The organism is Pseudomonas arvensis (genome assembly GCF_056688935.1).
The window spans coordinates 506,448-529,022 of sequence record NZ_CP162038.1; the positions used below are offsets into that span (position 1 = coordinate 506,448).

16 protein-coding genes are annotated in these 22,575 nt (G+C 61.4%); 11 read left to right on the forward strand and 5 right to left on the reverse strand.

Translation table 11 applies throughout. The annotated features are described in order from the left end of the window. Window positions 1-10 precede the first annotated feature (10 nt). On the forward strand, window positions 11-736 hold the full coding sequence (locus AB3G88_RS02260) for a DUF4123 domain-containing protein (protein ID WP_480453035.1): 726 nt from the start codon (window positions 11-13) through the stop codon (window positions 734-736). On the opposite strand, the gene AB3G88_RS02265 is transcribed toward AB3G88_RS02260, so the two are convergent. Further along, window positions 722-1,999: an O-acetylhomoserine aminocarboxypropyltransferase/cysteine synthase family protein gene (locus tag AB3G88_RS02265; protein WP_150677445.1), complete on the reverse strand. Its 1,278-nt coding sequence runs from the start codon at window positions 1,997-1,999 to the stop codon at window positions 722-724. The two genes, AB3G88_RS02260 and AB3G88_RS02265, sit on opposite strands and share 15 nt — an antisense overlap. Window positions 2,000-2,172: 173 nt before the next feature. On the opposite strand from AB3G88_RS02265, the gene AB3G88_RS02270 reads away from it, so the two are divergent. After that, on the forward strand, window positions 2,173-3,009 hold the full coding sequence (locus AB3G88_RS02270; RefSeq protein WP_016975658.1) for a 23S rRNA (adenine(2030)-N(6))-methyltransferase RlmJ: 837 nt from the start codon (window positions 2,173-2,175) through the stop codon (window positions 3,007-3,009). Window positions 3,010-3,137: 128 nt separating this feature from the next. Here the strand turns inward: AB3G88_RS02270 and msrA are convergent, their stop codons facing one another. The 4 genes from msrA to aceE form a co-directional block, all read right to left on the reverse strand. Next, window positions 3,138-3,785, reverse strand: a complete 648-nt coding sequence (gene msrA / locus AB3G88_RS02275; RefSeq protein ID WP_480453037.1) for a peptide-methionine (S)-S-oxide reductase MsrA — start codon at window positions 3,783-3,785, stop codon at window positions 3,138-3,140. Between the two features lie 72 nt (window positions 3,786-3,857). Then, window positions 3,858-6,551, reverse strand: a complete 2,694-nt coding sequence (locus tag AB3G88_RS02280) for a putative bifunctional diguanylate cyclase/phosphodiesterase (RefSeq protein WP_480453039.1) — start codon at window positions 6,549-6,551, stop codon at window positions 3,858-3,860. 303 nt (window positions 6,552-6,854) lie between these two features. Next, entirely contained in the window at window positions 6,855-8,504 is a 1,650-nt protein-coding gene (aceF, locus tag AB3G88_RS02285) for a dihydrolipoyllysine-residue acetyltransferase (protein ID WP_480453041.1), read from the reverse strand. Between the two features lie 11 nt (window positions 8,505-8,515). Next, the gene (gene aceE / locus AB3G88_RS02290; RefSeq protein WP_099583732.1) at window positions 8,516-11,161 is read right to left on the reverse strand and encodes a pyruvate dehydrogenase (acetyl-transferring), homodimeric type; all 2,646 of its coding nucleotides are present in this window, start codon (window positions 11,159-11,161) and stop codon (window positions 8,516-8,518) included. 383 nt (window positions 11,162-11,544) lie between these two features. Here aceE and glnE point away from each other — a divergent pair, with 383 nt between their 5' ends. From glnE to AB3G88_RS02335, 9 genes are all read left to right on the forward strand, one after another. After that, window positions 11,545-14,484 carry a bifunctional [glutamate--ammonia ligase]-adenylyl-L-tyrosine phosphorylase/[glutamate--ammonia-ligase] adenylyltransferase gene (gene glnE, locus AB3G88_RS02295; RefSeq protein ID WP_099583731.1) on the forward strand — a complete coding sequence of 980 codons (2,940 nt, stop codon included), beginning with the start codon at window positions 11,545-11,547 and terminating at the stop codon, window positions 14,482-14,484. Window positions 14,485-14,538: 54 nt separating this feature from the next. After that, window positions 14,539-15,573 carry a lipopolysaccharide heptosyltransferase II gene (gene waaF, locus AB3G88_RS02300; RefSeq protein WP_158879081.1) on the forward strand — a complete coding sequence of 345 codons (1,035 nt, stop codon included), beginning with the start codon at window positions 14,539-14,541 and terminating at the stop codon, window positions 15,571-15,573. Between the two features lies 1 nt (window position 15,574). Next, window positions 15,575-16,636, forward strand: coding sequence for a lipopolysaccharide heptosyltransferase I (waaC, locus tag AB3G88_RS02305; protein WP_099583729.1), 1,062 nt, complete (start codon window positions 15,575-15,577; stop codon window positions 16,634-16,636). Continuing rightward, window positions 16,636-17,760, forward strand: coding sequence for a glycosyltransferase family 4 protein (locus tag AB3G88_RS02310; RefSeq protein ID WP_480453045.1), 1,125 nt, complete (start codon window positions 16,636-16,638; stop codon window positions 17,758-17,760). Before waaC ends, AB3G88_RS02310 begins: the two co-directional genes overlap by 1 nt. Further along, window positions 17,757-18,563 (forward strand): lipopolysaccharide core heptose(I) kinase RfaP, encoded by an 807-nt coding sequence (rfaP, locus tag AB3G88_RS02315; protein ID WP_099583727.1) that lies wholly within the window; start codon window positions 17,757-17,759, stop codon window positions 18,561-18,563. Before AB3G88_RS02310 ends, rfaP begins: the two co-directional genes overlap by 4 nt. Then, on the forward strand, window positions 18,563-19,297 hold the full coding sequence (locus AB3G88_RS02320) for a lipopolysaccharide kinase InaA family protein (protein ID WP_158879084.1): 735 nt from the start codon (window positions 18,563-18,565) through the stop codon (window positions 19,295-19,297). Before rfaP ends, AB3G88_RS02320 begins: the two co-directional genes overlap by 1 nt. Then, window positions 19,294-20,046, forward strand: a complete 753-nt coding sequence (locus AB3G88_RS02325) for a lipopolysaccharide kinase InaA family protein (RefSeq protein ID WP_099583725.1) — start codon at window positions 19,294-19,296, stop codon at window positions 20,044-20,046. The genes AB3G88_RS02320 and AB3G88_RS02325 overlap by 4 nt, the downstream gene beginning before the upstream one ends. Continuing rightward, on the forward strand, window positions 20,046-21,503 hold the full coding sequence (locus tag AB3G88_RS02330; protein ID WP_480453048.1) for a lipopolysaccharide kinase InaA family protein: 1,458 nt from the start codon (window positions 20,046-20,048) through the stop codon (window positions 21,501-21,503). The genes AB3G88_RS02325 and AB3G88_RS02330 overlap by 1 nt, the downstream gene beginning before the upstream one ends. Before the next feature lie 72 nt (window positions 21,504-21,575). After that, a complete protein-coding gene (locus AB3G88_RS02335; protein ID WP_099583723.1) occupies window positions 21,576-22,454 on the forward strand; it encodes a DUF3800 domain-containing protein in 879 nt (292 codons plus the stop codon). Window positions 22,455-22,575 lie beyond the last annotated feature (121 nt).

Here is a 22,575-nt window from a genome sequence, read left to right on the forward strand (position 1 = left end):
ATTTATCCCCATGTCTGAACGGTTGGTCCCCAGCGCCTGGCTGGCACAGGCTCCTTTGCTTGCGAATGAGCAGCTCTTCGTGGTGTTGAGCGCTGCCAGCGACGCCAAGCCGCTTGCCGCCTGGCGAAGCACCGCAGCTGGAATGCTGCCCCAACCCATCTGGGCTGGCACGGCTTACGCAGAATGGGAGGAGGTCATGCCTTACGTAGGCATTGTCTCGCCTGACAGTGCATTCCTCGAATGGGTGGCAACCACTGAAGCCCTGGATTGGGGTTGGCTGGCGGTGTCGTCCAGTTCGCTGGAACCCGTGCTCACGCACCTGCAAAGCTTGACCAAGGTCTACCTGCCGGACGGCCAAGAGGTGTTTTTGCGATTCTGGGATGGCACCCAGTTTCTGCCGATGTTGCAGGGCTTGGGTGATGAGGCGGCAAGCGTGTTGCCGGTTTTTCAGCGGTACCTGATCAATGGCCAACCGCTCACGGTTGCAACGGGGCCAGCGACCGAGGCCAAGGCCAGCCCTTGGTGGCGAGTCCCAGCAGCGCTGCAGGCGCACTTGGCAGGGCAATCACCGCAAACCCTGATCGACAACCTGCTGCAATGGCTGCAAGAGCAGCGCCCCGACCTGTACACCGCGTTCACACCGGCGACCTTGCAGCACAAGGTCGCTTACTGTGCCCGTCGGCCGGATATCAGCCATGAGGTGCTCACCGATTACCTGGCCTTAGAGTTGAGTTGAGCCCAGCGCCTGTTGCAGGTCGTCGATCAAGTCTTCAATCGCTTCGATGCCCACTGACAGGCGAATCATCTCCGGCTTCACACCAGCCTTGGCCTGTTCCTGTTCGTTCATCTGTCGATGGGTGGTGGACGCGGGGTGGCAGGCCAGGGACTTGGCGTCACCGATATTCACCAGGCGCTTGAAAATTTGCAGCGCATCGTAGAAGCGTACACCTGCTGCGTACCCGCCCTTCAGGCCGAAGGACAGGATCGCCGAGGGTTTGCCTTGCAGGTATTTGTGCGCCAATGCGTGATGGGGGTGATCCGGCAGCCCCGCATAGCTGACCCATTCCACATCGGCATGGCCTTGCAGGAACTGCGCGACCTTGAGGGCGTTTTCCGTATGACGCTCCATGCGCAGGGCCAGGGTTTCCAAGCCTTGCAGCAGCAGAAAGGCGTTCATGGGCGCCAGGGCTGCGCCGGTGTTACGCAACGGCACCGTGCGGGCGCGGGCGATGAAGGCGGCTGGGCCGAATTTTTCGGTGTAGACCACGCCGTGGTAAGCCGGCTCGGGCTGGTTGAGGCCGGGGAATTTTTCCGGGTATTGGGTCCAGGGGAAGGTGCCGCTGTCAACGATCGCACCGCCCAGGGAGTTGCCGTGGCCGCCGATGTATTTGGTCAGCGAGTGCACAACGATGTCGGCGCCGAACTGGATCGGCTTGCACAGGATGGGCGTGGCTACGGTGTTATCCACCATCAGCGGCACACCACGGGCATGGGCGACGTCCGCCAGGGCTTCGATGTCGATGATATTGCCCGCCGGGTTGCCGATGCTTTCGCAATACACCAGCTTGGTGTTGTCATCGATCAGTTCGGCGATGGCAGCGGCACTGTCGTCGCGGGCGAAACGTACGTCGACGCCAAAGCTCGGCAGCAAATGGGCGAACAGCGTGTAGGTGCCGCCGTAGAGCTGCGGGGTGGTGACGATGTTGTCGCCGGCGCGGGTGAGGGTCTGGATCGCGTAGTGAATGGCCGCGCTGCCGGCCGATACGACCAGGGCCGCGATACCCCCTTCGAGGGCGGCGATGCGTTGCTCCAGCACATCATTGGTCGGGTTCATGATGCGTGTGTAGATATTGCCGGGCACGTCCAGATTGAACAGGTCGGCACCGTGCTGGGCGTTATCGAATTCGAATGCGACGTTCTGGTAGATCGGCACGGCGACGGCCTTGGTGGTCGGGTCCGACTTGAAGGCGTGGTGCAGTGCGATGGTGGCGTCTTTCATGATTGTTATTGACCTCCCTGGATAGTGGATCGCCACAATAAATCCGCCCTGGGCCAGCCATTAGATTTTTTTCAGCCCGCGTCCTGGCTTTAGGGCATAAGCACCGCCCGGCACGCCGCCCTGCACCTTTGCCCTCGTAGAAGGTAAACTTCGCCCCCTGCGCAGGAGCAACCATGAATTATCGTCACGCCTTTCACGCCGGCAACCACGCCGATGTCTTCAAACACCTGACCTTGACCCGCCTCATCGCCCTGATGTCGCGCAAGGAGCAGCCGTTCGCCTACCTCGACACCCACGCCGGGATTGGTCTGTACGATTTGCAAGGCGATCAGGCCAACCGCACCGGTGAGTACCTGGAAGGCATCGCGCGCCTGTGGGGCGAAAGCGATCTGCCGCCGCTGACAGCCGATTACATGCGCGTGCTGCACGAGATGAACCCGGACGGTCAGTTGCGCTACTACCCAGGCTCGCCGGAACTGGCACGGCGCCTGACGCGCCCACAGGACCGCGTGCTGCTCAATGAAAAGCACCCGGAAGACGGCGTGCTGCTCAAGGACAACATGAAGGGTGATCGCCGGGTCAAAGTGCACTTGGGCGAAGGCTGGCATGTACCGCGCGCCTTGCTGCCCGTGCCGGAAAAACGCGCGCTGATGCTGATCGACCCGCCGTTTGAAAAACTCGACGAGATGCAACGTTGCGCCGCTTCCCTCAAGGAAGCCGTCAGCCGCATGCGCCAGACCGTCGCGGCGATCTGGTACCCGGTGAAAGATCAGCGCATGTTGCGCCGCTTCTACCAAGACCTGGCCGGCACCGGCGCGCCGAAGCTGCTGCGTGTGGAGTTGCTGGTGCATCCGCTGGACACGCCCAACACCCTGACGGGTTCGGGCCTGGCGATTGCCAACCCGCCGTGGGGCTTGGAAGAAGAGTTGCGTGAACTGCTGCCGTGGCTGTCCAAGAAACTTGGCCAGACCCAGGGTGGGTGGCAGATGGATTGGCTTATTGCCGAGTAACCAAGTCTGGCGCTAAACCAATGTGGGAGGGGGCTTGCCCCCGATAGCGGTGGGTCAGCTACAGATGTACTGACTGATACTCCGCCATCGGGGGCAAGCCCCCTCCCACATTTTGATTCATGTTGATCTTAGATCGGGCAAGTCACACCTGTGCCGCCAATCCCGCAATAGCCCTGCGGATTCTTGGCCAGGTACTGCTGGTGATACGCCTCGGCGAAGTACACCGTTGGCGCCTCGTCGATCTCGGTGGTAATCACACCAAGGCCCGCTTTGGTCAGTTCAGCCTGATATGCCTCGGCGCTGGCCTTTGCCGCCGCCAATTGCTCCGGCGTGGTCGCATAGATCACCGACCGATACTGGCTGCCGATGTCGTTACCCTGGCGCATGCCCTGGGTCGGGTTGTGCAATTCCCAGAACATCTTCAACAGGTCTTCGTATTTCACTTTGGCCTGGTCATACACCACCAGCACCACTTCGCTGTGGCCGGTCAGGCCCGAGCAGACTTCTTCGTAGGTCGGGTTCGGCGTAAAGCCGCCCGCGTAACCGACCACCGTGCTGACCACGCCATCGCGCTGCCAGAACTTGCGCTCCGCGCCCCAGAAGCAGCCCAGGCCGAAGATCGCGAAGCCGACGTCGTCCACGAATGGACCCAGCAACGGGTTGCCGTTGACGAAGTGCGTCTCCGGCAAGTTCATCGGGGTTTCACGACCAGGCAACGCTTGTTCTTGAGTAGGCAGCACGTTTTTGTTCACCAGGATTTCCGAGCGCAAGACCATGATCAGTCCTCTCAGTCAGATTGAGTAAGGTAAGAATTCAGACAGCCAGTGTGCCCGAGTGTTACCGCGCTGTCAGGCGATTGGCCCGCGCGGGTAGCGTTTGAGCATCTCAAGCAGCTCTGCGCCGGGGATGGGCCGGTCGAACAGGTAGCCCTGGCCAACGTCGCAGCGATGGCGGCGCAGGAACGCAAGTTGCTCGGCGGTCTCGATGCCTTCGGCCACGACCTTGAGCTTGAGGTTGTGAGCCATTGCGATCACGGCGGAGGTGATTTCCATGTCGTCCTGGTTGTCCGGGATTTCGTGGATAAAGCTGCGATCGATCTTGATGATGTCGATGGGGAATTTTTTCAGGTAACTCAGCGATGAGTAACCGGTGCCGAAGTCGTCCATGGCCAGGGTCAGGCCGAAACTCTTCAACTGGTCCAGTTGCAGGCGCGTGTCTTCGGTGGCTTCCAGCAGCAGTCCTTCGGTCAGCTCCAGCTCCAGCAGGTTGGCCGGCAGCTCTTCTTCCTTGAGGATGGTGGCAATCGACGCCACCAGGTCCGGGTCGGAGAACTGCTTGGGCGACAGGTTGATTGCCACCTGCAGGTTGCCCATGCCGGCAGCGCTCAGTTGCTTGCTCATGCGGCAGGCCTGGCGGGCGATCCATTTGCCGATGGGGATGATCAGCCCGGTCTCTTCCGCCACGCTGATGAACTGATCGGGGCGGATCATGCCCTTTTCCGGGTGGTTCCAGCGCAGCAGCGCCTCCATACCCAGCAAGCGGCCGCTGCGCAGGCACAGCTTGGGTTGGTAGAACACATCCAGTTCATTTTGGGTCAGGGCGCGGCGCAGGTTGTTTTCCACGAACAGCTTGTAGCTGGCCTCGGCGTTCAGCGCTTCGGTAAACACCTGAACCTGGTGTTTGCCGTTGGCCTTGGCCTTGTGCAGGGCCAGGCCGGCGTTGCGCATCAGGGTCTGCGGGTCGCGGCCATGCAGCGGCGCGCAGGCCAGGCCTACGGAGCCGGTGACGCTGATCAATTGGTTGTCGACGAACATGGGTTTATCGAGGGTCGCCAACAGTTGGCTGGCAACCTGCTGGCCGCTCTCCAGGTCGGTGTCGTCGAGCAGCACCGCGAACTCGTTACTGGCAAAGCGCGCCAGACTGCCGCCGGCACTCAGGCTGTTGCGCAGGCGTCGGGCCAGGCTGATCAACAGCTTGTCGCCGGTCTGGTGGCCGAGGCTGTCGTTGATGCGCTTGAAGTTGTCGATGTCTACCAGCAGTAGGCTGATCGGGCTGTCGCTGTCGCGGGCAAAGCGTTCGTCGAGGTTGCGGATAAACGCCGGGCGGTTGCCCAGGTTGGTCAGGTTGTCGGTGTACGCCAGGCGCTCGATGCGCTGCTGGGCCAGCTTGGTCTGGGTGATGTCTTCGTAGATGCCGATGTAGTGCGTCAGCTCACGGTTATCGCCATACACCTTGGAAATCGACAACTGGCCCCAGTAGGGTTCGAGGTTCTTGCGCCGGCTCTTGAATTCGCCCTGCCAGCTGTTGCTCTTGGCCAGGCTCGACGGCGCGTCGAACAGCAATTCGCTGAGGTTTTCCAGCGCGGGCAGTTGCGCCAGGCGGTGGCCGTGGACTTCTTCGGCGCTGTACTGGGTGATCGCGGTAAAGCTCGGGTTGACGTACTCCACCACGCCGTCGCAGTTGACCAGCAGAAAGGCGTTGGCACTTTGCTCCACGGCCCGCTGGAACAGGTGCAGGGCGCTGGTGGCGGTGCGGCGGTTGTGGTTGTTGATCACTTGCGCAAACTGGTCCGCGAGCTCGCCGGCGAAGGCGATTTCGTCAGCCTGCCAGTCACGCGGGCTGCCGCACTGCTCCAGGCACAATACGCCGACCACCTGGCCGTCGACGCGGATGCTCGCATCGAGCATGGCGTGGATGTCTCTATTGCGCAGGTTCTCGGCCATCTCGCGGGTGCGCGGGTCGCGCATGGCGTTGGCGGCGTCGATGGCGCGGCTGCTGTGCAAGGCTTCCAGATAATCCGGGAAGCAACTGGCATCGATGGGCTCGGGCAGATGGTGCTGTTGGTCGTCGCGGTGGTAAGCCGAGATGGGCACCAGGCGCTGGCCTTCAAGGTTCCAGATGCTGGCGCAGTCGATCTGGTAGATATCGCAGGCGCTGCGCGTGATCAGCTCGGCGGCTTCCTGCAACGAATTGTTGACGGTGTAGCGCTGGCGCGCCAGTAGCAGGATCAGCTCCTGTTGGGCGCGCACGCGTTCCAGATGCTGCAGTTGCTCCTGCTGGGCGCGTTGGTTGAGCTCCAGGGCGATTTGCAGGCGGCTGTTCTGGCTTTCCAGGTCTTCGGTCGGGAGGAGCAAGGGCAGTTCGCTGAACAGGCCATCGACCACCATCAGGTAGCCGCGCAGCAGGTGACGATTGTGTTGTTTGTAGGCCTCGCCCATTTCCAGCAAGCTCAGGGGGCCGTCGTTGGTGTGCAGGGTGTAGCGCACCAGGTAGTGAGGGCTCTGGGTCAGTTGCTGCTGGATGGTGTCGTGCAGTTGATAGCGGGCCTGGGGTTCCATCAGGCTGGCATAGGGCGTGCCGAGCAGGGCGCACAACTCAACCGCCGGCAGGCCGAATTGGCGCTCGCAATTGGGGTCGAGGTACAGGAGGGTCCAGCTAGCCTCATTAAGCCGCTCGAAACGCAGCATACCGAGGCGCAAAGGCACCGGTAACTGCGTCACTACCTCGGCCGCCATACGGGCGACATCGGGTTGGCTTTTCATGGGGGGAACTCACTTCAAATAACGCGCACGGCGCCGGGCTCACGCCCTCTTTTCTATTGCCTGTGGCAAGGTTGCATCATGCAGCACAGACTGACAAGAGAGGATGAAGGCTAAGTGCTATAAGTGGGTTATCGGCCGGACGGCTGATTTCTGTAGGCGCGCTGACAGAAGGTGTACAACCCTGTTCTGTCTGTACAAAAAAGCAAAAAAAGCCCCGCCAAATTGACGGGGTTGAGGTACGAGCGTGGCGCTCGGAAATCGGTGCAACCAGGCCTCCCCGGTAAAGGGGAGGCCCGTAGAGACTTACAGCAAGATAGTCCGGATGTCATTCAACAGCTGGCTCAGACGCTGGGTAAAGCGTGCAGCGGCCGCGCCGTTGATCACACGGTGATCGTAGGACAGCGACAGTGGCAGCATCAGCTTCGGCTGGAACGCTTTACCGTCCCAGACTGGCTGGATGGTGGCCTTGGAAACACCCAGGATCGCCACTTCCGGCGCGTTGACGATTGGCGTGAAGCCAGTGCCGCCAATGTGACCGAGGCTGGAGATGGTGAAGCAGGCGCCTTGCATGTCGTCTGCGGTCAGCTTCTTGTCGCGGGCCTTGGCAGCCAGCGCAGCCGCTTCAGCAGCGAGTTGCAGCAGACTCTTCTGGTCGACGTTCTTGATGACCGGTACCAGCAGGCCGTCAGGAGTGTCTACCGCGAAGCCGACGTTCACGTATTTCTTGCGAATGATCGCCTTGCCGCTTGGCGCCAGCGAGCTGTTGAAGTCCGGCAGTTCCTTGAGCAGGTGCGCACAGGCCTTGAGCAGCAGCGGCAGCACGGTCAGTTTCACGCCAGCCTTCTCGGCCACGGCTTTCTGCGCAACGCGGAAAGCTTCCAGGTCGGTGATGTCGGCCTGGTCGAACTGAGTCACGTGCGGGATGTTCAGCCAGCTGCGATGCAGGCTCGACGCGCCGATTTGCATCAGGCGGGTCATCGGCACTTCTTCGGTCTCGCCGAAGCGGCTGAAGTCCACGACCGGAATCGGTGGAATGCCTGCGCCGCCGGTAGCAGCGCCGGCAGCCGGAGCTTCCTTGGCTTTCTGCATCATGGCCTTGACGTAAACCTGCACGTCTTCCTTCAGCACACGGCCGTGTGGGCCAGTGGCCGATACGGCGTTCAGCTCGACGCCGAATTCACGGGCCAGTTGGCGTACCGCCGGGCCGGCGTGAACCTTGGCGCCGCTTGGCGCAGGTGCGGCAACAGCAGGGGCCGGTGCGGCCTCGGCTTTTGCAGCAGGTGCAGGGGCGGCGGCCGGTGCAGCTTCAGCTTTTGCAGCAGCCGGAGCAGCGGCAGGTGCTGGAGCGGCAGCCGGTGCGGCGCCTTGTACTTTCAGTTTGAGGATGAAGTCACCGGTACCGACTTCGTCTTCCAGCTTGACTGCGATGCTTTCCACCACGCCGGCAGCCGGCGAAGGGATTTCCATGGAGGCCTTGTCGGACTCCAGGGTGATCAGCGACTGGTCGGCTTCGACGGTGTCGCCGACCTTGACCAGCAACTCGATGATCTTGGCCTTGCCCGACGAGCCGATGTCCGGAACATGAATGTCCTGAACAGAGGCAGCGGCCGGTGCAGCAGCCGGTGCCGCTGGGGCCTCGGCAGCAGCGGCAGGCTTTTCAGCGGCAGGTGCGGGTGCAGCAGCGGCAGCCGGGGCAGCCGCAGGGGCCGCATCAGCGGCACCTTCGATTTCCAGTTCCAGCAGTTCGTCGCCTTCTTTCAGGCGGTCGCCCAGCTTCACTTTCAGGCTCTTGACCACGCCGGCCTTGGGAGCAGGGATTTCCATGCTCGCCTTGTCCGATTCCAGGGTCAGGATGCTCTGGTCGGCTTCGACTTTGTCGCCGACCTTCACAAACAGCTCGATTACTTCACCTTCACCGCTGCCGATGTCAGGTATGCGAATGAGTTCGCTCACAAAAAATCTCCTCAGCAGTCCAGTGGGTTGCGTTTTTCCGGGTTGATCCCGAACTTGACGATAGCGTCAGCCACCACCTTTGGTTCGATCTCACCACGGTCAGCCAAGGCTTCCAGGGCTGCCAACACCACGAAGTGACGGTCGACTTCGAAGAAGTGACGCAGCTTCTTGCGGCTGTCACTACGGCCGAAACCGTCGGTGCCCAGGACTTTGAATTCCTTGGACGGGACCCACTGGCGAATTTGTTCAGCAAACAGTTTCATGTAGTCGGTAGAGGCAATGACTGGACCCTTACGGCCAGCCAGGCACTCTTCGACGTAGCTCTTCGCTGGCTTCTGGCCAGGGTGCAGGCGGTTGCTGCGCTCTACGGCCAGGCCGTCGCGACGCAGTTCGTTGAAGCTGGTAACGCTCCATACGTCGGCGCCGACGTTGAACTCGTCACGCAGGATCTTCGCCGCTTCACGCACTTCGCGCAGGATGGTGCCGGAGCCCATCAGTTGCACGTGGTGCGCTGCTTCCTTGGTGTCTTCTTCGAGCAGGTACATGCCCTTGATGATGCCTTCCTCGACACCGGCCGGCATGGCTGGCTGCTGGTAGGACTCGTTCATCACGGTGATGTAGTAGAAAACGTCCTGCTGCTCTTCGGTCATCTTCTTCATGCCGTCCTGGATGATCACCGCCAGCTCATAGCCGTAGGTTGGATCAAAGGTGCGGCAGTTCGGGATGGTGGCAGCCAGGATGTGGCTGTGACCGTCTTCGTGTTGCAGGCCTTCGCCGTTCAGCGTGGTGCGGCCGGCGGTGCCGCCGATCAGGAAGCCACGGGTACGGCTGTCGCCTGCTGCCCAAGCCAGGTCGCCAATGCGCTGGAAGCCGAACATCGAGTAGAAGATGTAGAACGGCAGCATCGGCTGGTTGTGGCTGGAGTACGAAGTACCGGCAGCGATGAAGGAGCTCATGGCGCCCGCTTCGTTGATGCCTTCTTCGAGGATCTGGCCCTTCTTGTCTTCCTTGTAGAACATCACCTGGTCTTTATCGACTGGCTCGTAGAGCTGGCCGACGGAGGAGTAGATGCCCAACTGACGGAACATGCCTTCCATACCGAAGGTACGGGCTTCGTCCGGGATGATCGGGACGATGCGCGGGCCGATGTCCTTGTCCTTGACCAGCTGCGCGAGGATCCGCACGAAGGCCATGGTGGTGGAGATTTCACGGTCGCCCGAGCCGTCCAGGATGGCCTTGAGGGTGCTCAGGTCCGGAGTCGGTACGGCGAAGCTGTTGGCGCGGCGCTGGGGTACGAAACCGCCCAGGGCAGTGCGGCGCTCGCTCAGGTAGCGGGCTTCGGCGCTGTTTGGCTCTGGCTTGAAGAACGGCAGGTCTTCCAGCTCTTCGTCCTTGACCGGGATGTCGAAGCGGTCGCGGAACAGCTTCAGGCTTTCAACATCAACCTTCTTGGTGTTGTGCGCAGTGTTCTTCGCTTCGCCAGCACCGGTGCCATAACCCTTGATGGTCTTGGCCAGGATGACGGTCGGTTGTTCTTTGTGGTTCACCGCTTCGTGGTATGCCGCGTAGACCTTGTACGGGTCGTGGCCGCCACGGTTGAGTTTCCAGATCTCGTCGTCGGACAGGTCTGCAACCATCGCCTTGAGTTCAGGCGTGTTGAAGAAGTGTTCACGTACGAACGCGCCGTCTTTGGCTTTGTAGTTCTGGTACTCGCCGTCGATGACTTCGTCCATGCGACGTTGCAGGATGCCGTCAACGTCCTTGGCCAGCAGTGGGTCCCAGAAACGGCCCCAGATGACTTTGGTCACGTTCCACTGGGCACCGCGGAACACGCCTTCGAGTTCCTGGATGATCTTGCCGTTGCCGCGAACCGGGCCGTCGAGGCGCTGCAGGTTGCAGTTGATGACGAAGATCAGGTTGTCCAGCTTCTCGCGGCCAGCCAGGGAGATGGCGCCCAGGGATTCCGGCTCGTCGCACTCGCCGTCGCCCAGGAAGCACCAGACTTTCTGCTTGCCTTCCGGAATGAAGCCACGGGCTTCCAGGTACTTCATGAAGCGAGCCTGGTAGATCGCCTGGATTGGACCCAGACCCATGGAAACGGTCGGGAACTGCCAGAAATCAGGCATCAGCCAAGGGTGTGGGTAGGACGACAAGCCGCCACCGTCCACTTCCTGGCGGAAGTTGTTCATCTGGTCTTCGGTGATGCGACCTTCCATGAACGCACGGGCGTAGACGCCTGGCGAGGTGTGGCCCTGGAAGTAGATCAGGTCGCCGCCGTGTTCGTCGGTCGGGGCCTGGAAGAAGTAGTTGAAGCCGATGTCATACAGGGTTGCGCTGGAAGCGAAGCTGGAGATGTGACCGCCCAGGTCCGAATCTTTCAAGTTCGTGCGCATTACCATCGCCATGGCGTTCCAACGTACCAGCGAGCGAATGCGGCGTTCCATGAACAGGTCGCCAGGCATGCGTGCTTCGTGGGTAACGGGGATGGTGTTGCGGTATGGCGTGGTGATGGCGTAAGGCAACTGCGAGCCGCTGCGGGTCGCGAGTTCGCCCATACGGGTCATCAGGTAGTGAGCACGGTCTTCGCCTTCTTTGTCGAGAACCGATTCCAGGGCGTCCAGCCATTCCTGGGTTTCGACGGGATCGAGGTCTTGCATGGCTTGCTCCAGGGCGGAAAGGCTACCAGAATCGGTTGCCTGAAGTTTGCGACTGGCCTTGTGGGCAGACGACATAAATTCTTGGATGGCCGAAGGTTGCTTCGGCGTCCTGTAGTTTTACTACAAATCGTCGGCCATTTCAGCCTTTCGAATGTATATACGAGTAGTAAAACTACACAAGACTGAGCGTATGGCTCGGTCTGGCTGGTGAGCATAATCGTTATTGTTGATCTTTTGCGAACAAGAAAAGGTATGAGCTTAATGTTACCTGCCAAAAATTATCAATTTTCAGCTATTTATAACCTTTGTTCGACAGTCCTTCATCGAGCGCCGTGCTTGCGTTCACAACTACAAGCCATTTGCGCGCCGATCAAGGATAGACCATGAGCCTTCCAACGCTGGCCGAATTGCCGGCCATTCTCCTTTCAATTGCCCAGCGGGCCGAGCAGTCATTTCGTGACGCAGTGGCCGCGCTGGACGACGATCATGGCCTTTCTGAGTGGACGCCGCAACGCTGGGCCGACTTCACCCGCGTGTGCGCCGCCAGTGATTTCGTGATTGAACAGAGTGTTCGTGACCCTTTGATGTTGCTGGAGCTGGCGGCCTGGGGCGAGCTGGACCGCGGCTTTGCGCCGGGCGAGTTGTGCGGGCAGATCGCCGGTGCCGTGCAACAGGCAGAAACAGAAGATGAGCTGGGCCGCGTCTTGCGTCGCCAGCGCACGCGCCAGCAAGTACGGATTATCTGGCGTGACCTGACCCGCCAGGCAGATCTGGTGCAGACCTGCCGTGATCTTTCCGACATGGCCGACGCCAGCATCGACCAGGCCTATCAATGGTTGTACCAGCGCCACTGCGTGCAGTTCGGTACTCCCACTGGCCGGCGCAGCGGCGAGCCGCAGCACATGGTCATCCTGGGCATGGGCAAGCTCGGCGCGGTGGAGTTGAACCTCTCGTCGGATATCGACCTGATCTTCGCTTACCCCGAAGGCGGCGAGACGGTGGGCGTGAAGCGTTCACTGGATAACCAGGAATTCTTCATTCGGCTTGGTCAAAAACTGATCAAGGCCCTCGACCCAATGACCGTCGACGGTTTTGTGTTCCGCGTCGATATGCGCTTGCGTCCTTACGGTTCGGCGGGTGCGCTGGTGCTCAGCTTCAATGCGCTGGAGCAGTATTACCAGGATCAGGGCCGTGACTGGGAACGCTACGCCATGATCAAGGCGCGTGTAGTCGCCGGCGACCAGGTGGCCGGTGCGCAGTTGCTCGATATGCTGCGACCGTTCGTGTACCGCCGCTACCTGGACTTCTCCGCCATCGAAGCGCTGCGCACCATGAAGCAGTTGATCCAGCAGGAAGTGCGGCGCAAAGGCATGGCCGACAACATCAAGCTAGGCTCTGGCGGCATCCGCGAGGTGGAGTTTATCGCCCAGGCGTTCCAGTTGATTCACGGCGGTCGCGACTTGAGCCTGCAGCAGCGCCCGCTGCTCAAAGTGCTCGGCACGCTGGAAGGCCAGGGTTACCTGCCGCCGGCGGTGATCGCCGAGTTGCGCAATGGCTACGAATTCCTGCGCTACACCGAACACGCGATCCAGGCGATTGCCGACCGCCAGACCCAGATGCTGCCCAACACCCCGGAAGACCAGGCGCGCATCGCTTTTATGCTGGGCTTTGCCGACTGGGCCGCATTCCATGAGCGCCTGATGTACTGGCGTGGCCGGGTGGACTGGCACTTCCGCCAGGTGATTGCCGACCCGGATGAAGAAGAGGGCGAAGAAAGCGAGTTAGTCGTAGGCGGTGAGTGGTTGCCACTGTGGGAAGAATCCCAAGATGAAGACGCCGCCTGCCGCCAGTTGACCGAAGGCGGTTTCACCGACGCACCCAAGGCGCTCAAGGCCCTGGCGGGTTTGCGCGGCAGCCCGCAGTTACGTGCGATGCAGCGCCTCGGCCGTGAGCGCCTGGATGCGTTTATCCCACGCCTGCTGGCCCAGGCCGTCGAACATGCCAATCCGGACTTGGTGCTGGAGCGCGTGTTGCCACTGGTGGAGGCCGTCGCTCGCCGCTCCGCCTATCTGGTACTGCTCACGGAGAACCCCGATGCCCTGCGCCGCCTGCTGACCCTTTGCGCGGCCAGCCCGTGGATTGCCGAGCAGATCACCCGTTTCCCGCTGCTGCTGGACGAGTTGCTCAACGAAGGTCGTCTGTTCAAGCCGCCCTTGGCGCCGGAACTCGCCGCTGAGTTGCGCGAGCGCCTCACGCGCATCCCCGAAGACGACCTTGAGCAGCAGATGGAAGCCCTGCGTCACTTCAAGCTCGCCCACCGCCTGCGCGTGGCCGCCTCGGAAATCGCAGGCAGCCTGCCGTTGATGAAAGTCAGTGACTACCTGACCTGGCTCGCCGAAGCCATCCTCGAACAAGTGCTGGCCCTGGCCTGGCGCCAGACCGTGGCGCGCCATGGCTCGCCGCAGCGGCTGGACGGCACCCTGTGCGATCCTGGGTTCATCATTGTCGGTTATGGGAAAGTCGGCGGCATCGAGTTGGGGCATGGTTCGGACCTGGACCTGGTGTTTATCCACGATGGCGACCCGCAGGCCGAGACCGATGGCGCCAAACCGATTGACGGCGCGCAGTTCTTCACGCGCCTGGGCCAGCGCATCATTCACCTGCTGACCACCCAGACCAACTCCGGCCAACTGTACGAAGTGGACATGCGCCTGCGGCCTTCCGGTGCGTCAGGCTTGCTGGTGAGTTCCCTCGGCGCATTTGACCGCTATCAACAAAATGAAGCATGGACCTGGGAACATCAGGCCCTGATCCGCGCGCGGGTGCTGGTGGGCAGCCAGGATGTGGGGCGTGCGTTCGAGCAGGTACGGGCTAAAGTGTTGGGACGTGAACGAGACCTGGCGAAGTTGCGCCAGGAGGTCAGCGAGATGCGCGCCAAAATGCGTGACAACCTGGGCACCAAGGCCACTACGGCCGGTACCGGCGCCAATGCGTTCGACGCTGCGGCGGTGTTCGACCTCAAGCAGGACGCCGGAGGTATCGTCGATATTGAATTTATGGTGCAATACGCGGCTTTGGCGTGGTCTGCCCAGCACCCGTCGTTGCTGCGCTACACCGACAATATCCGCATTCTGGAAGGCCTGGAGCAGGTGGGGTTGATGCCCGCCGCCGATGCCCATCTACTGCGCGAGGTGTATAAGGCCTACCGTTCCGCGGCACATCGCCAGGCCTTGCAGAACGAGGCCGGTACGGTGGCGGGGGATCAGTTCGCCGATGAACGGCGACAGGTGATGCGCATCTGGCAGGCGCTGGGGTTGAGCTGAAACACTATTAGGGCGGGGAGGCATAAGCCTCCCCGCATCGTTTGTGGAAACTACATGAATATTCTGATCGTTGGGCCCAGTTGGGTTGGTGACATGGTGATGGCACAGACACTGTTCCAGTGCCTGCGCCAGCGCCATCCAGACTGCCAGATCGACGTGCTCGCCCCTGAGTGGAGCCGGCCGATCCTTGAGCGCATGCCCGAAGTACGCAAGGCCTTGAGCTTCCCGCTCGGCCACGGCGCCCTGGAGCTGGCCACCCGTCGTCGCATCGGCAAATCCCTGGCCGGCCAGTACGACCAGGCGATCCTGTTGCCCAACTCGCTGAAATCGGCGCTGGTGCCGTTTTTTGCCGGCATCCCCAAACGCACCGGCTGGCGCGGCGAGTTTCGCTACGTGCTGCTTAACGATGTGCGCACATTGGATAAAGCGCGCTACCCGCTGATGATCGAACGCTTCATGGCGTTGGCGTATGAGCCTGGCGCGGAGTTGCCCAAGCCGTACCCGCGCCCGAGCCTGCAGATCGACCCGGTAACCCGTGACGCTGCCCTGGCCAAGTTCGGCCTGACCCTGGACCGCCCGGTGTTGGCGCTGTGCCCAGGCGCGGAGTTTGGCGAGTCCAAGCGCTGGCCGGCGGAGCACTACGCCAAAGTCGCCGAGATGAAGATTCGCGAAGGCTGGCAGGTGTGGTTGTTCGGTTCGAAAAAAGATCACCCGGTGGGTGAAGAGATTCGCCAGCGCCTGATTCCCGGCCTGCGCGAAGAGTCGGTCAACCTCAGTGGCGACACGTCGCTGGCCGAGGCGATTGACCTGCTGTCCTGCGCAGATTCGGTGGTGTCCAACGACTCCGGCCTGATGCACGTGGCGGCGGCGCTGAACCGCCCGTTAGTGGCGGTGTACGGTTCGACTTCCCCAGGGTTTACTCCACCGTTGGCGGACAAGGTCGAAGTGGTGCGCCTGGGCCTGGAATGCAGTCCGTGCTTTGACCGAACCTGCCGCTTCGGCCATTACAACTGCATGCGCCAGTTGCTGCCACAGCCGGTGAACGAAGCTTTGCAGCGGTTGCAGGGCACTGCGGTCGAGGTTCACTGAGTTGCGGGTACTGGTAATCAAGACCTCATCCCTGGGCGACGTGATTCATGCGCTGCCGGCACTCACCGACGCGGCGCGGGCGATCCCCGGCATTCGATTCGACTGGGTAGTGGAAGAAGGCTTTGCCGAGATCCCCACCTGGCACCCGGCGGTGGACAAAGTGATCCCGGTGGCCATCCGCCGCTGGCGCAAGAACCTCTGGCAGACCCTCAAGAGCGGTGAGTGGCGGCGTTTCAAGCAGCAGATCCAGTCGACCAAATACGACCTGGTGATCGACGCCCAAGGCCTGCTCAAAAGTGCCTGGCTGACCCGCTACGTGCGTGCCCCGGTAGCGGGCTTCGACAAGCACTCTGCCCGTGAACCCATCGCGGCGCGCTTCTATTCGCGGCGTCTGGCCGTGGCCCGTGGGCAACACGCGGTTGAGCGCCTGCGCCAGCTGTTCGCCGTGGCGCTGGGCTATGACCTGCCCAAAGGCCTGGGCGATTACGGCTTGAGCACCGAAAAACTGCTCGGCCTGCCGCCGAAAAAACCCTTCGTGCTGCTGCTGCACGGCACCACCTGGGACACCAAGCACTGGCCCGAAGCCTATTGGCGCGAGCTGGCCGAGCGCATGGGCCGCCTGGGCGTGGACGTGAAGCTGCCGTGGGGCAACGCCGCCGAAAAAGCCCGCGCCGAGCGTTTGGCCCAAGGCCTGAACAACGCCGAAGTGCTGCCCAAGCTCAATCTGGCTGGCGTCGCCCGTGTCTTGGCCGGCGCCCGTGCCTGCGTGGCGGTGGACACGGGTCTCGGCCACCTTGCTGCCGCGCTGGACGTGCCGACCATTTCCCTGTTCGGCCCCACCAACCCCGGCCTGACTGGCGCCTACGGCAAGGGCCAGATTCACCTCGGCAGCGACTGGTCGTGCGCGCCGTGCCTGCAAAAGCAATGTACTTATCAACCCACGGCCGACGACCTGCGTCGGTTCGACATCAAGCGCGAGTCGCCCCTGTGCTTCACGCGCCTGAACCCTGAGCGTGTGGCAAGCCGGCTGAGCACGTTGTTATTGGCTGAGGAGCTGCACTGATGCAACTGGCTTTTGTTCTGTACAAATACTTCCCCTTCGGTGGCCTGCAGCGCGACTTCATGCGCATCGCCCTGGAGTGCCAGCAGCGCGGCCATCAGATTCGGGTCTACACGCTGATCTGGGAAGGCGACATCCCGCCCGGCTTCGAAGTGCTGGTGGCGCCGGTCAAGGCGTTCTTCAACCATAAGCGCAACGAGAAGCTCAGTGCGTGGATGGAGGCCGACCTGGCCAAGCGCCCCGTGGACCGCCTGATCGGTTTCAACAAGATGCCCGGCCTGGACGTTTATTACGCCGCCGACGGCTGCTTTGAAGACAAGGCGCAAAACCTGCGTCATTCGCTGTACCGCAGCTTTGGCCGTTACAAGCACTTCGCCGAGTACGAGCGTGCGGTGTTTGCCAAGGATGCCAAGACGCAAGTCCTGATGATCTCCGAAGTGCAGCAGCCGCTGTTCATCAAGCATTACGACACCCCGCTGGAGCGCTTCCATCTGCTGCCGCCGGGGATTGCCCAGGACCGCCGCGCGCCGCCGAATGCGGCCGAAATCCGCGCAGGGTTTCGCCAGGAATTCAACCTTGGCAATGACGACCTGTTGCTGGTGCAGATCGGCTCCGGCTTCAAGACCAAGGGCGTCGACCGCAGCCTCAAGGCCCTGGCCGCGTTGCCGCCTGAGCTGAAGAAACGCACGCGGCTGTTTGTCATCGGCCAGGACGACCCCAAAGTCTTCCAGCTGCAAAGCGCTACCTTGGGGCTGGGCGACAATGTGCAGTTCCTCAAGGGCCGCAGCGATATTCCGCGCTTCCTGCTGGGCGCCGACCTGCTGATCCATCCGGCGTACAACGAAAACACCGGCACCGTGTTGCTCGAAGCCGTGGTGGCCGGGTTGCCGGTGCTGGTTTCTGCCGTGTGTGGCTATGCCCACTACATCGCCGAAGCCGACAGTGGCCTGGTGCTGGATGAGCCGTTTGAGCAGGCTCAGCTCAACCAGTACCTGGCGCGGATGTTGACCGATTCTGCACAGCGCGCGGCCTGGGGCCGCAATGGGTTGGCCTTCGCCGAGACGGCCGACCTCTATAGCATGCCGCAGCACGCTGCGGATGTGATTCTGGCGGAGCCAAAACGATGAAGTTGATTCTTGCCGAACCGTTCAAGACGTTATGGGCCGGGCGTGATGCCTTCGCCGAAGTCGAGAAGCTCGAAGGCCAGGTATTCCGTGAACTGGCTGCGCGTCGCACGTTGCGCACGGTGGTGGATGGCCGGCCGTATTTCGTGAAAATCCACCGGGGCATCGGTTGGGCGGAAATCTTCAAGAACCTGATCACCGCCAAGCTGCCGGTACTGGGCGCGGGCCTGGAATGGGATGCCATCCACCGCTTGCAGGAGATCGGCGTACCGACCATGACCGGTGTGGCCTTCGGCGAAAAAGGCAGTAACCCGGCGGACCAGCACTCGTTCATCATCACCGAAGAACTGGCGCCGACCCTCAGCCTCGAAGACGTGACCCTCAACTGGGTCGCCGAGCCGCCAACACCGGCCTTGCGCCATGCGCTCACCGCCGAGCTGGCGCGCATGGTCGGCGACATGCACCGGGGCGGCGTGAACCATCGCGACTGCTACCTGTGCCACTTCCTGCTGGACACGTCCAAGCCGATCGACCCACGCGACATCAAGCTCTCGGTGATCGACCTGCACCGCGCCCAGATGCGTGCCCATCTGCCGCTGCGCTGGCGCGACAAGGACCTGTCCGCGCTGTACTACTCGGCGTTGGACATCGGCCTGACCCGGCGCGACAAGTTGCGCTTCCTCAAGGGCTATTTCCGCCAGCCGCTGCGCCAGATCCTGACCGAGCAATCGGCGTCTTTGAGCCTTATGCAGCGCAAGGCCGACAAGCTTTACGCACGCAAGCAACGCTACGGGGATGCGATCTGATGGCGGGTTGGAACCTGGAACCTGCCTATGCCGCCCTGGCGGATGATTTTGGAAGCCTCGAAGCGGTGTTCGCCTTGCAAGGTGAGCGGCTGACCCGCGACCCGTTGTCGGAAGTGATCCGGGTGCAGCGCGGTGGCGTCAATTACTACGTCAAGCGCTACACCGGTGCCGGCAAGGGCCTGCGGCGTTATCTGGGCAAGCCGCGGGTCAAGTCCGAATGGCAGAACCTCAAGCGCTTCGCCAAGTGGGGCATTCCCACCGCCGATGTGGTCGCGTGGGGCCTGGAGCGCAATGGCCTGGCCTACGACCGGGGAGCGATGATCACGCGTGAGCTGCCCAATACCGAAGACCTTTCGGTGCTGGCCGAGCGCCAAGATGCGCGCCTGCGCGACCCCAAATGGGTCGATGTCGTCAGCCGCCAGCTCGCCGAGTACACGCGCACGATGCACGACCAGCGCTTTACCCATAACGATTTGAAATGGCGCAACCTGCTGATCGACGACCAGCAAACCCTGTACCTGATCGACTGCCCCAACGGCGATTTCTGGCGCGGTTTCTGGCTCAAGTACCGCATCACCAAAGACCTGGCCTGCCTGGACAAGGTGGCCAAGTATCACCTGTCGGCCACCCAGCGCCTGCGTTTCTACATGCAGTACCGTGGGTGTCGGCACTTGAGCGATTCGGACAAGCGGCGGATCCGCCACGTAGTGAAGTTTTTCGAGGGACGCGAATGAGTGATTTCCTGGCGGCTGAAGACCGTGCCTTGCTGGAGCGCCACGGCCTCGCGACATTCGACGCGCTGTGGGCCAAGCAACTGGACGCGGTGGATGAGCCAAACACCAGCCGTGGCGGCTGGAGCAGCGTGTTTCGCCTGGAGCTCGATGGCCACGGGTATTACCTCAAGCGCCAGAGCAACTACCTCACGCGCAGCTTGCACCGACCGTTGGGCGAGCCGAGTTTCTCCCGCGAATTTCGCAATATCAGCCGTTACCGCGCGCTGGGTATCCCGGCGTTGCAGGCAGCGTTTTACGGCGAGCGCAAAGTCGCCGGTGAACACCGTGCAATGCTGCTGACCCGTGCCCTCGACGGCTGGAATGACCTGGATTCATTGCTGGAGCAGTGGCTGCAACTGAGCGACGCCCAGCACCACGCGATCCTGCTGGCGTGCGGCCAACTGGCGCGCCGGTTGCACAGCGTCGGCCAGGTGCATGGCTGCTTTTACCCCAAGCATATTTTCCTGCAGGCGACCGGCGACGGTTACGCCGCGCAGTTGATCGACCTGGAGAAAACCCGCCCGCTGCTGTTCGGCTGGCGTGATCGGGTCAAGGACCTGGAGCCGTTGCTGCGCCGTGCACCGCAGTGGTCGGACGCGCAGGTGCGCCAACTGTTGGCGGCGTACCTCGATCAGCCTGAAGACAGCGCACTGGTCGCCACCTGGCTGCAACGCCTGACGGCCCGGCGTAGCCACAAGGAGAACCGCTGATGCGCCTGTCCGAACTGAAAAGCGCCGGCCGCACACCGAGCTTGCCCCTGACCCTTGACCTCGCGGATGCGGCAGGCCCCGGCCAACTGCAACTGCTGAGCCTGTTGCGCGTGTTGCCTGGCGAGCGTTACGTGGGCGCAGCCGTGTGGCGCGGGCGCCCGGTGCTGGCCAAGTTATTGGTGGGCGGCAAGGCCGCTCGGCACTTTCAGCGTGAACTGGCTGGCGTACGCCTGCTGGCCCAACAGGGCCTGACTACACCGTTGTTGCTCGCCGATGGCCTGCAGGAAGGCGAGGGCGGCTGGCTGTTATTCGAATTTATCGAAGGCGCCGAAAGCCTGGCCGATGCCTGGCATGCCGTTGAAGGCCTGCCACCGTTGGCCGACGAACAAACCGCCGTGCTTGCCGAAGCGCTGGGCGCGATTGCGCAAATGCATGCCAAAGGGTTGTGGCAGGAAGATCTGCACCTGGACAACCTGCTGCGTCAAAGCGGCAAGTTGTACCTGATCGACGGCGCCGGTATCCGCGTCGAAGAGGCCGGCAAACCGTTGTCGCGGAACCGCGTGCTGGAGAACCTGGGCGTGTTTTTCGCCCAGTTGCCGAAAAACCTTGAGCCGTTTACCGAAGAGCTGCTGGTGTATTACCTGCTGAGCAACGGCGAACACGCCTTGCCGCTGCAAGCCTTGGAAAAACAGGTGCGCAAGGTCAGCGCCTGGCGCTTGAAAGACTTTTTGAGCAAGGTGGGCCGCGAATGCACGCTATTCAGCGTGGAGCGAGGCGCCTTTGGCCTGCGCGCGATGCGTCGCGAAGAAGAGTCCGCGATGCTGCCGGTGCTGGAACAGGCCGATGCGCTGCTCGACCAGGGCCACCTGTACAAGACCGGTGGTGCTGCGAGCGTGGCCAAGGTAGAAGTGGCCGGTCGCCCGCTGGTGATCAAGCGCTACAACATCAAGGGTTTCGCCCACTGGCTCAAGCGCTTCTGGCGCCCGAGCCGCGCCTGGCATTCCTGGCGCGAAGGCAACCGCCTGGCGTTCCTCGGGATCGCTACGCCCAAGCCACTGGCGGTGTTGGAAAAGCGCTTTTTATGGCTGCGCAGCCGTGCCTACCTGATCACCGAATACTTGCCGGGCCCGGACATCATCGAGCGCTTCGCGCCTTACATCGAGCAAGGTGACGCACCGGAAAATGAGCTGGTGGCGCTGGATAAACTGTTTGCCGAACTGATCCGCGAACGCATCAGCCATGGCGATTTCAAGGGCCATAACCTGTTCTGGCACGAAGACCGCTGGGCCCTCATCGACCTCGATGCCATGCGCCAACACAACTCCGCCGCCAGCTTCGCCCCGGCCTTCGCCAGGGATCGCGCGCGGTTTATGCGTAACTGGCCGCAGGAAAGCGCGCTGTACAAACTGATTGATCAGCGACTGCCCAAAGAGATTCTGACTGGTGGCCCTCTGTAGCTGAGCGGGAGGGCACTATGCGCGTAGATGGACGCCTCCAAAAACGCGCATATATCCAGGATTTAACATCCCATGGCTGATGGAAAACCAACCTCCCCACAGTTTTTGCTCTTTGAAAGTGAAAGTGAAGCTGAGTGCGCTGCAGAAGTGGCGGCAGCGACACCACCCAACGGGCCGTTCAGTGATTTCATAGTGTATGTGGATGAAAGCGGCGATCACGGGATGCAGACACTCGATGTCAACTACCCCATGTTTGTTTTGGCTTTCTGTGTTTTCCATAAGAGGCACTACTGTGAAAAGGTCATCCCGGCGCTTCAGAAGTTCAAGTTCAATCATATGGGGCATGATCTTGTAGGCTTGCATGAACTGGAAATTCGCAAGGAAAAAGGCGCGTTCTCCAGCATGTTCGCCTCTCGCCAGCACAAACATCTTTTTCTTGAAGAGCTGACCAGCATCATCGAGTCGAGCAATTTCGTCTTGATCAGTTGTGTGATTGATAAAGCCACTCTTCGCGAGCAGCAAGGTCCAATACACAACCCTTACCATCTGGCATTGGGCTTCTGTCTCGAAACACTCTACGAGTTTTTACAAGAGAAAAATCAGCAGAGTGCGTTGACGCATGTGATTTTCGAGCGTCGGGGTCGTAAAGAAGATAACGAGCTTGAATTGGAGTTTCGTCGGATGTGTGACGGAGCCAATCGTCTGGGCATCCGCTTGCCGTTTGATGTGGTGTTTGCGACCAAGCAGGTCAATTCGACAGGATTGCAGCTTGCGGACCTTGTTGCCCGACCCGTCGGCATGAGCGTTTTACGGCCGGGCCAGGAAAATCGAGCCTTTGACGTGCTTAAGCGCAAGTTTTACTGCAGCGGGGGGCGGAGCAGGGTGGGCGAGGGGTTTGAAAACTGGGGGCTTAAAATTTTCCCTGCCGCAGAAAGCGAAAAGCCCCGGTGAAACTCACCGAGGCTATAACGCCGACCGGGATCCCCCAGTCCATTTGCGGCAGATTCTATGCTTGCGATTTTTGAGTGTCAACGCGGGGTAGCTGAGTAGTCGCCAGGCCATGATCCTGTTC

Bases quoted from the DNA above. Each gene is read 5' to 3' on its own strand.
- AB3G88_RS02265 (WP_150677445.1), bottom strand. From the start codon at position 1,999: ATGAAAGACGCCACCATCGCACTGCACCACGCCTTCAAGTCGGACCCG.
- msrA (WP_480453037.1), bottom strand. From the start codon at position 3,785: ATGGTCTTGCGCTCGGAAATCCTGGTGAACAAAAACGTGCTGCCTACT.
- AB3G88_RS02330 (WP_480453048.1), top strand. From the start codon at position 20,046: ATGCGCCTGTCCGAACTGAAAAGCGCCGGCCGCACACCGAGCTTGCCC.
- AB3G88_RS02335 (WP_099583723.1), top strand. From the start codon at position 21,576: ATGGCTGATGGAAAACCAACCTCCCCACAGTTTTTGCTCTTTGAAAGT.
- AB3G88_RS02270 (WP_016975658.1), top strand. From the start codon at position 2,173: ATGAATTATCGTCACGCCTTTCACGCCGGCAACCACGCCGATGTCTTC.
- AB3G88_RS02310 (WP_480453045.1), top strand. From the start codon at position 16,636: ATGCAACTGGCTTTTGTTCTGTACAAATACTTCCCCTTCGGTGGCCTG.
- glnE (WP_099583731.1), top strand. From the start codon at position 11,545: ATGAGCCTTCCAACGCTGGCCGAATTGCCGGCCATTCTCCTTTCAATT.
- AB3G88_RS02320 (WP_158879084.1), top strand. From the start codon at position 18,563: ATGGCGGGTTGGAACCTGGAACCTGCCTATGCCGCCCTGGCGGATGAT.
- AB3G88_RS02260 (WP_480453035.1), top strand. From the start codon at position 11: ATGTCTGAACGGTTGGTCCCCAGCGCCTGGCTGGCACAGGCTCCTTTG.
- waaF (WP_158879081.1), top strand. From the start codon at position 14,539: ATGAATATTCTGATCGTTGGGCCCAGTTGGGTTGGTGACATGGTGATG.
- AB3G88_RS02280 (WP_480453039.1), bottom strand. From the start codon at position 6,551: ATGAAAAGCCAACCCGATGTCGCCCGTATGGCGGCCGAGGTAGTGACG.
- AB3G88_RS02325 (WP_099583725.1), top strand. From the start codon at position 19,294: ATGAGTGATTTCCTGGCGGCTGAAGACCGTGCCTTGCTGGAGCGCCAC.
- rfaP (WP_099583727.1), top strand. From the start codon at position 17,757: ATGAAGTTGATTCTTGCCGAACCGTTCAAGACGTTATGGGCCGGGCGT.
- aceE (WP_099583732.1), bottom strand. From the start codon at position 11,161: ATGCAAGACCTCGATCCCGTCGAAACCCAGGAATGGCTGGACGCCCTG.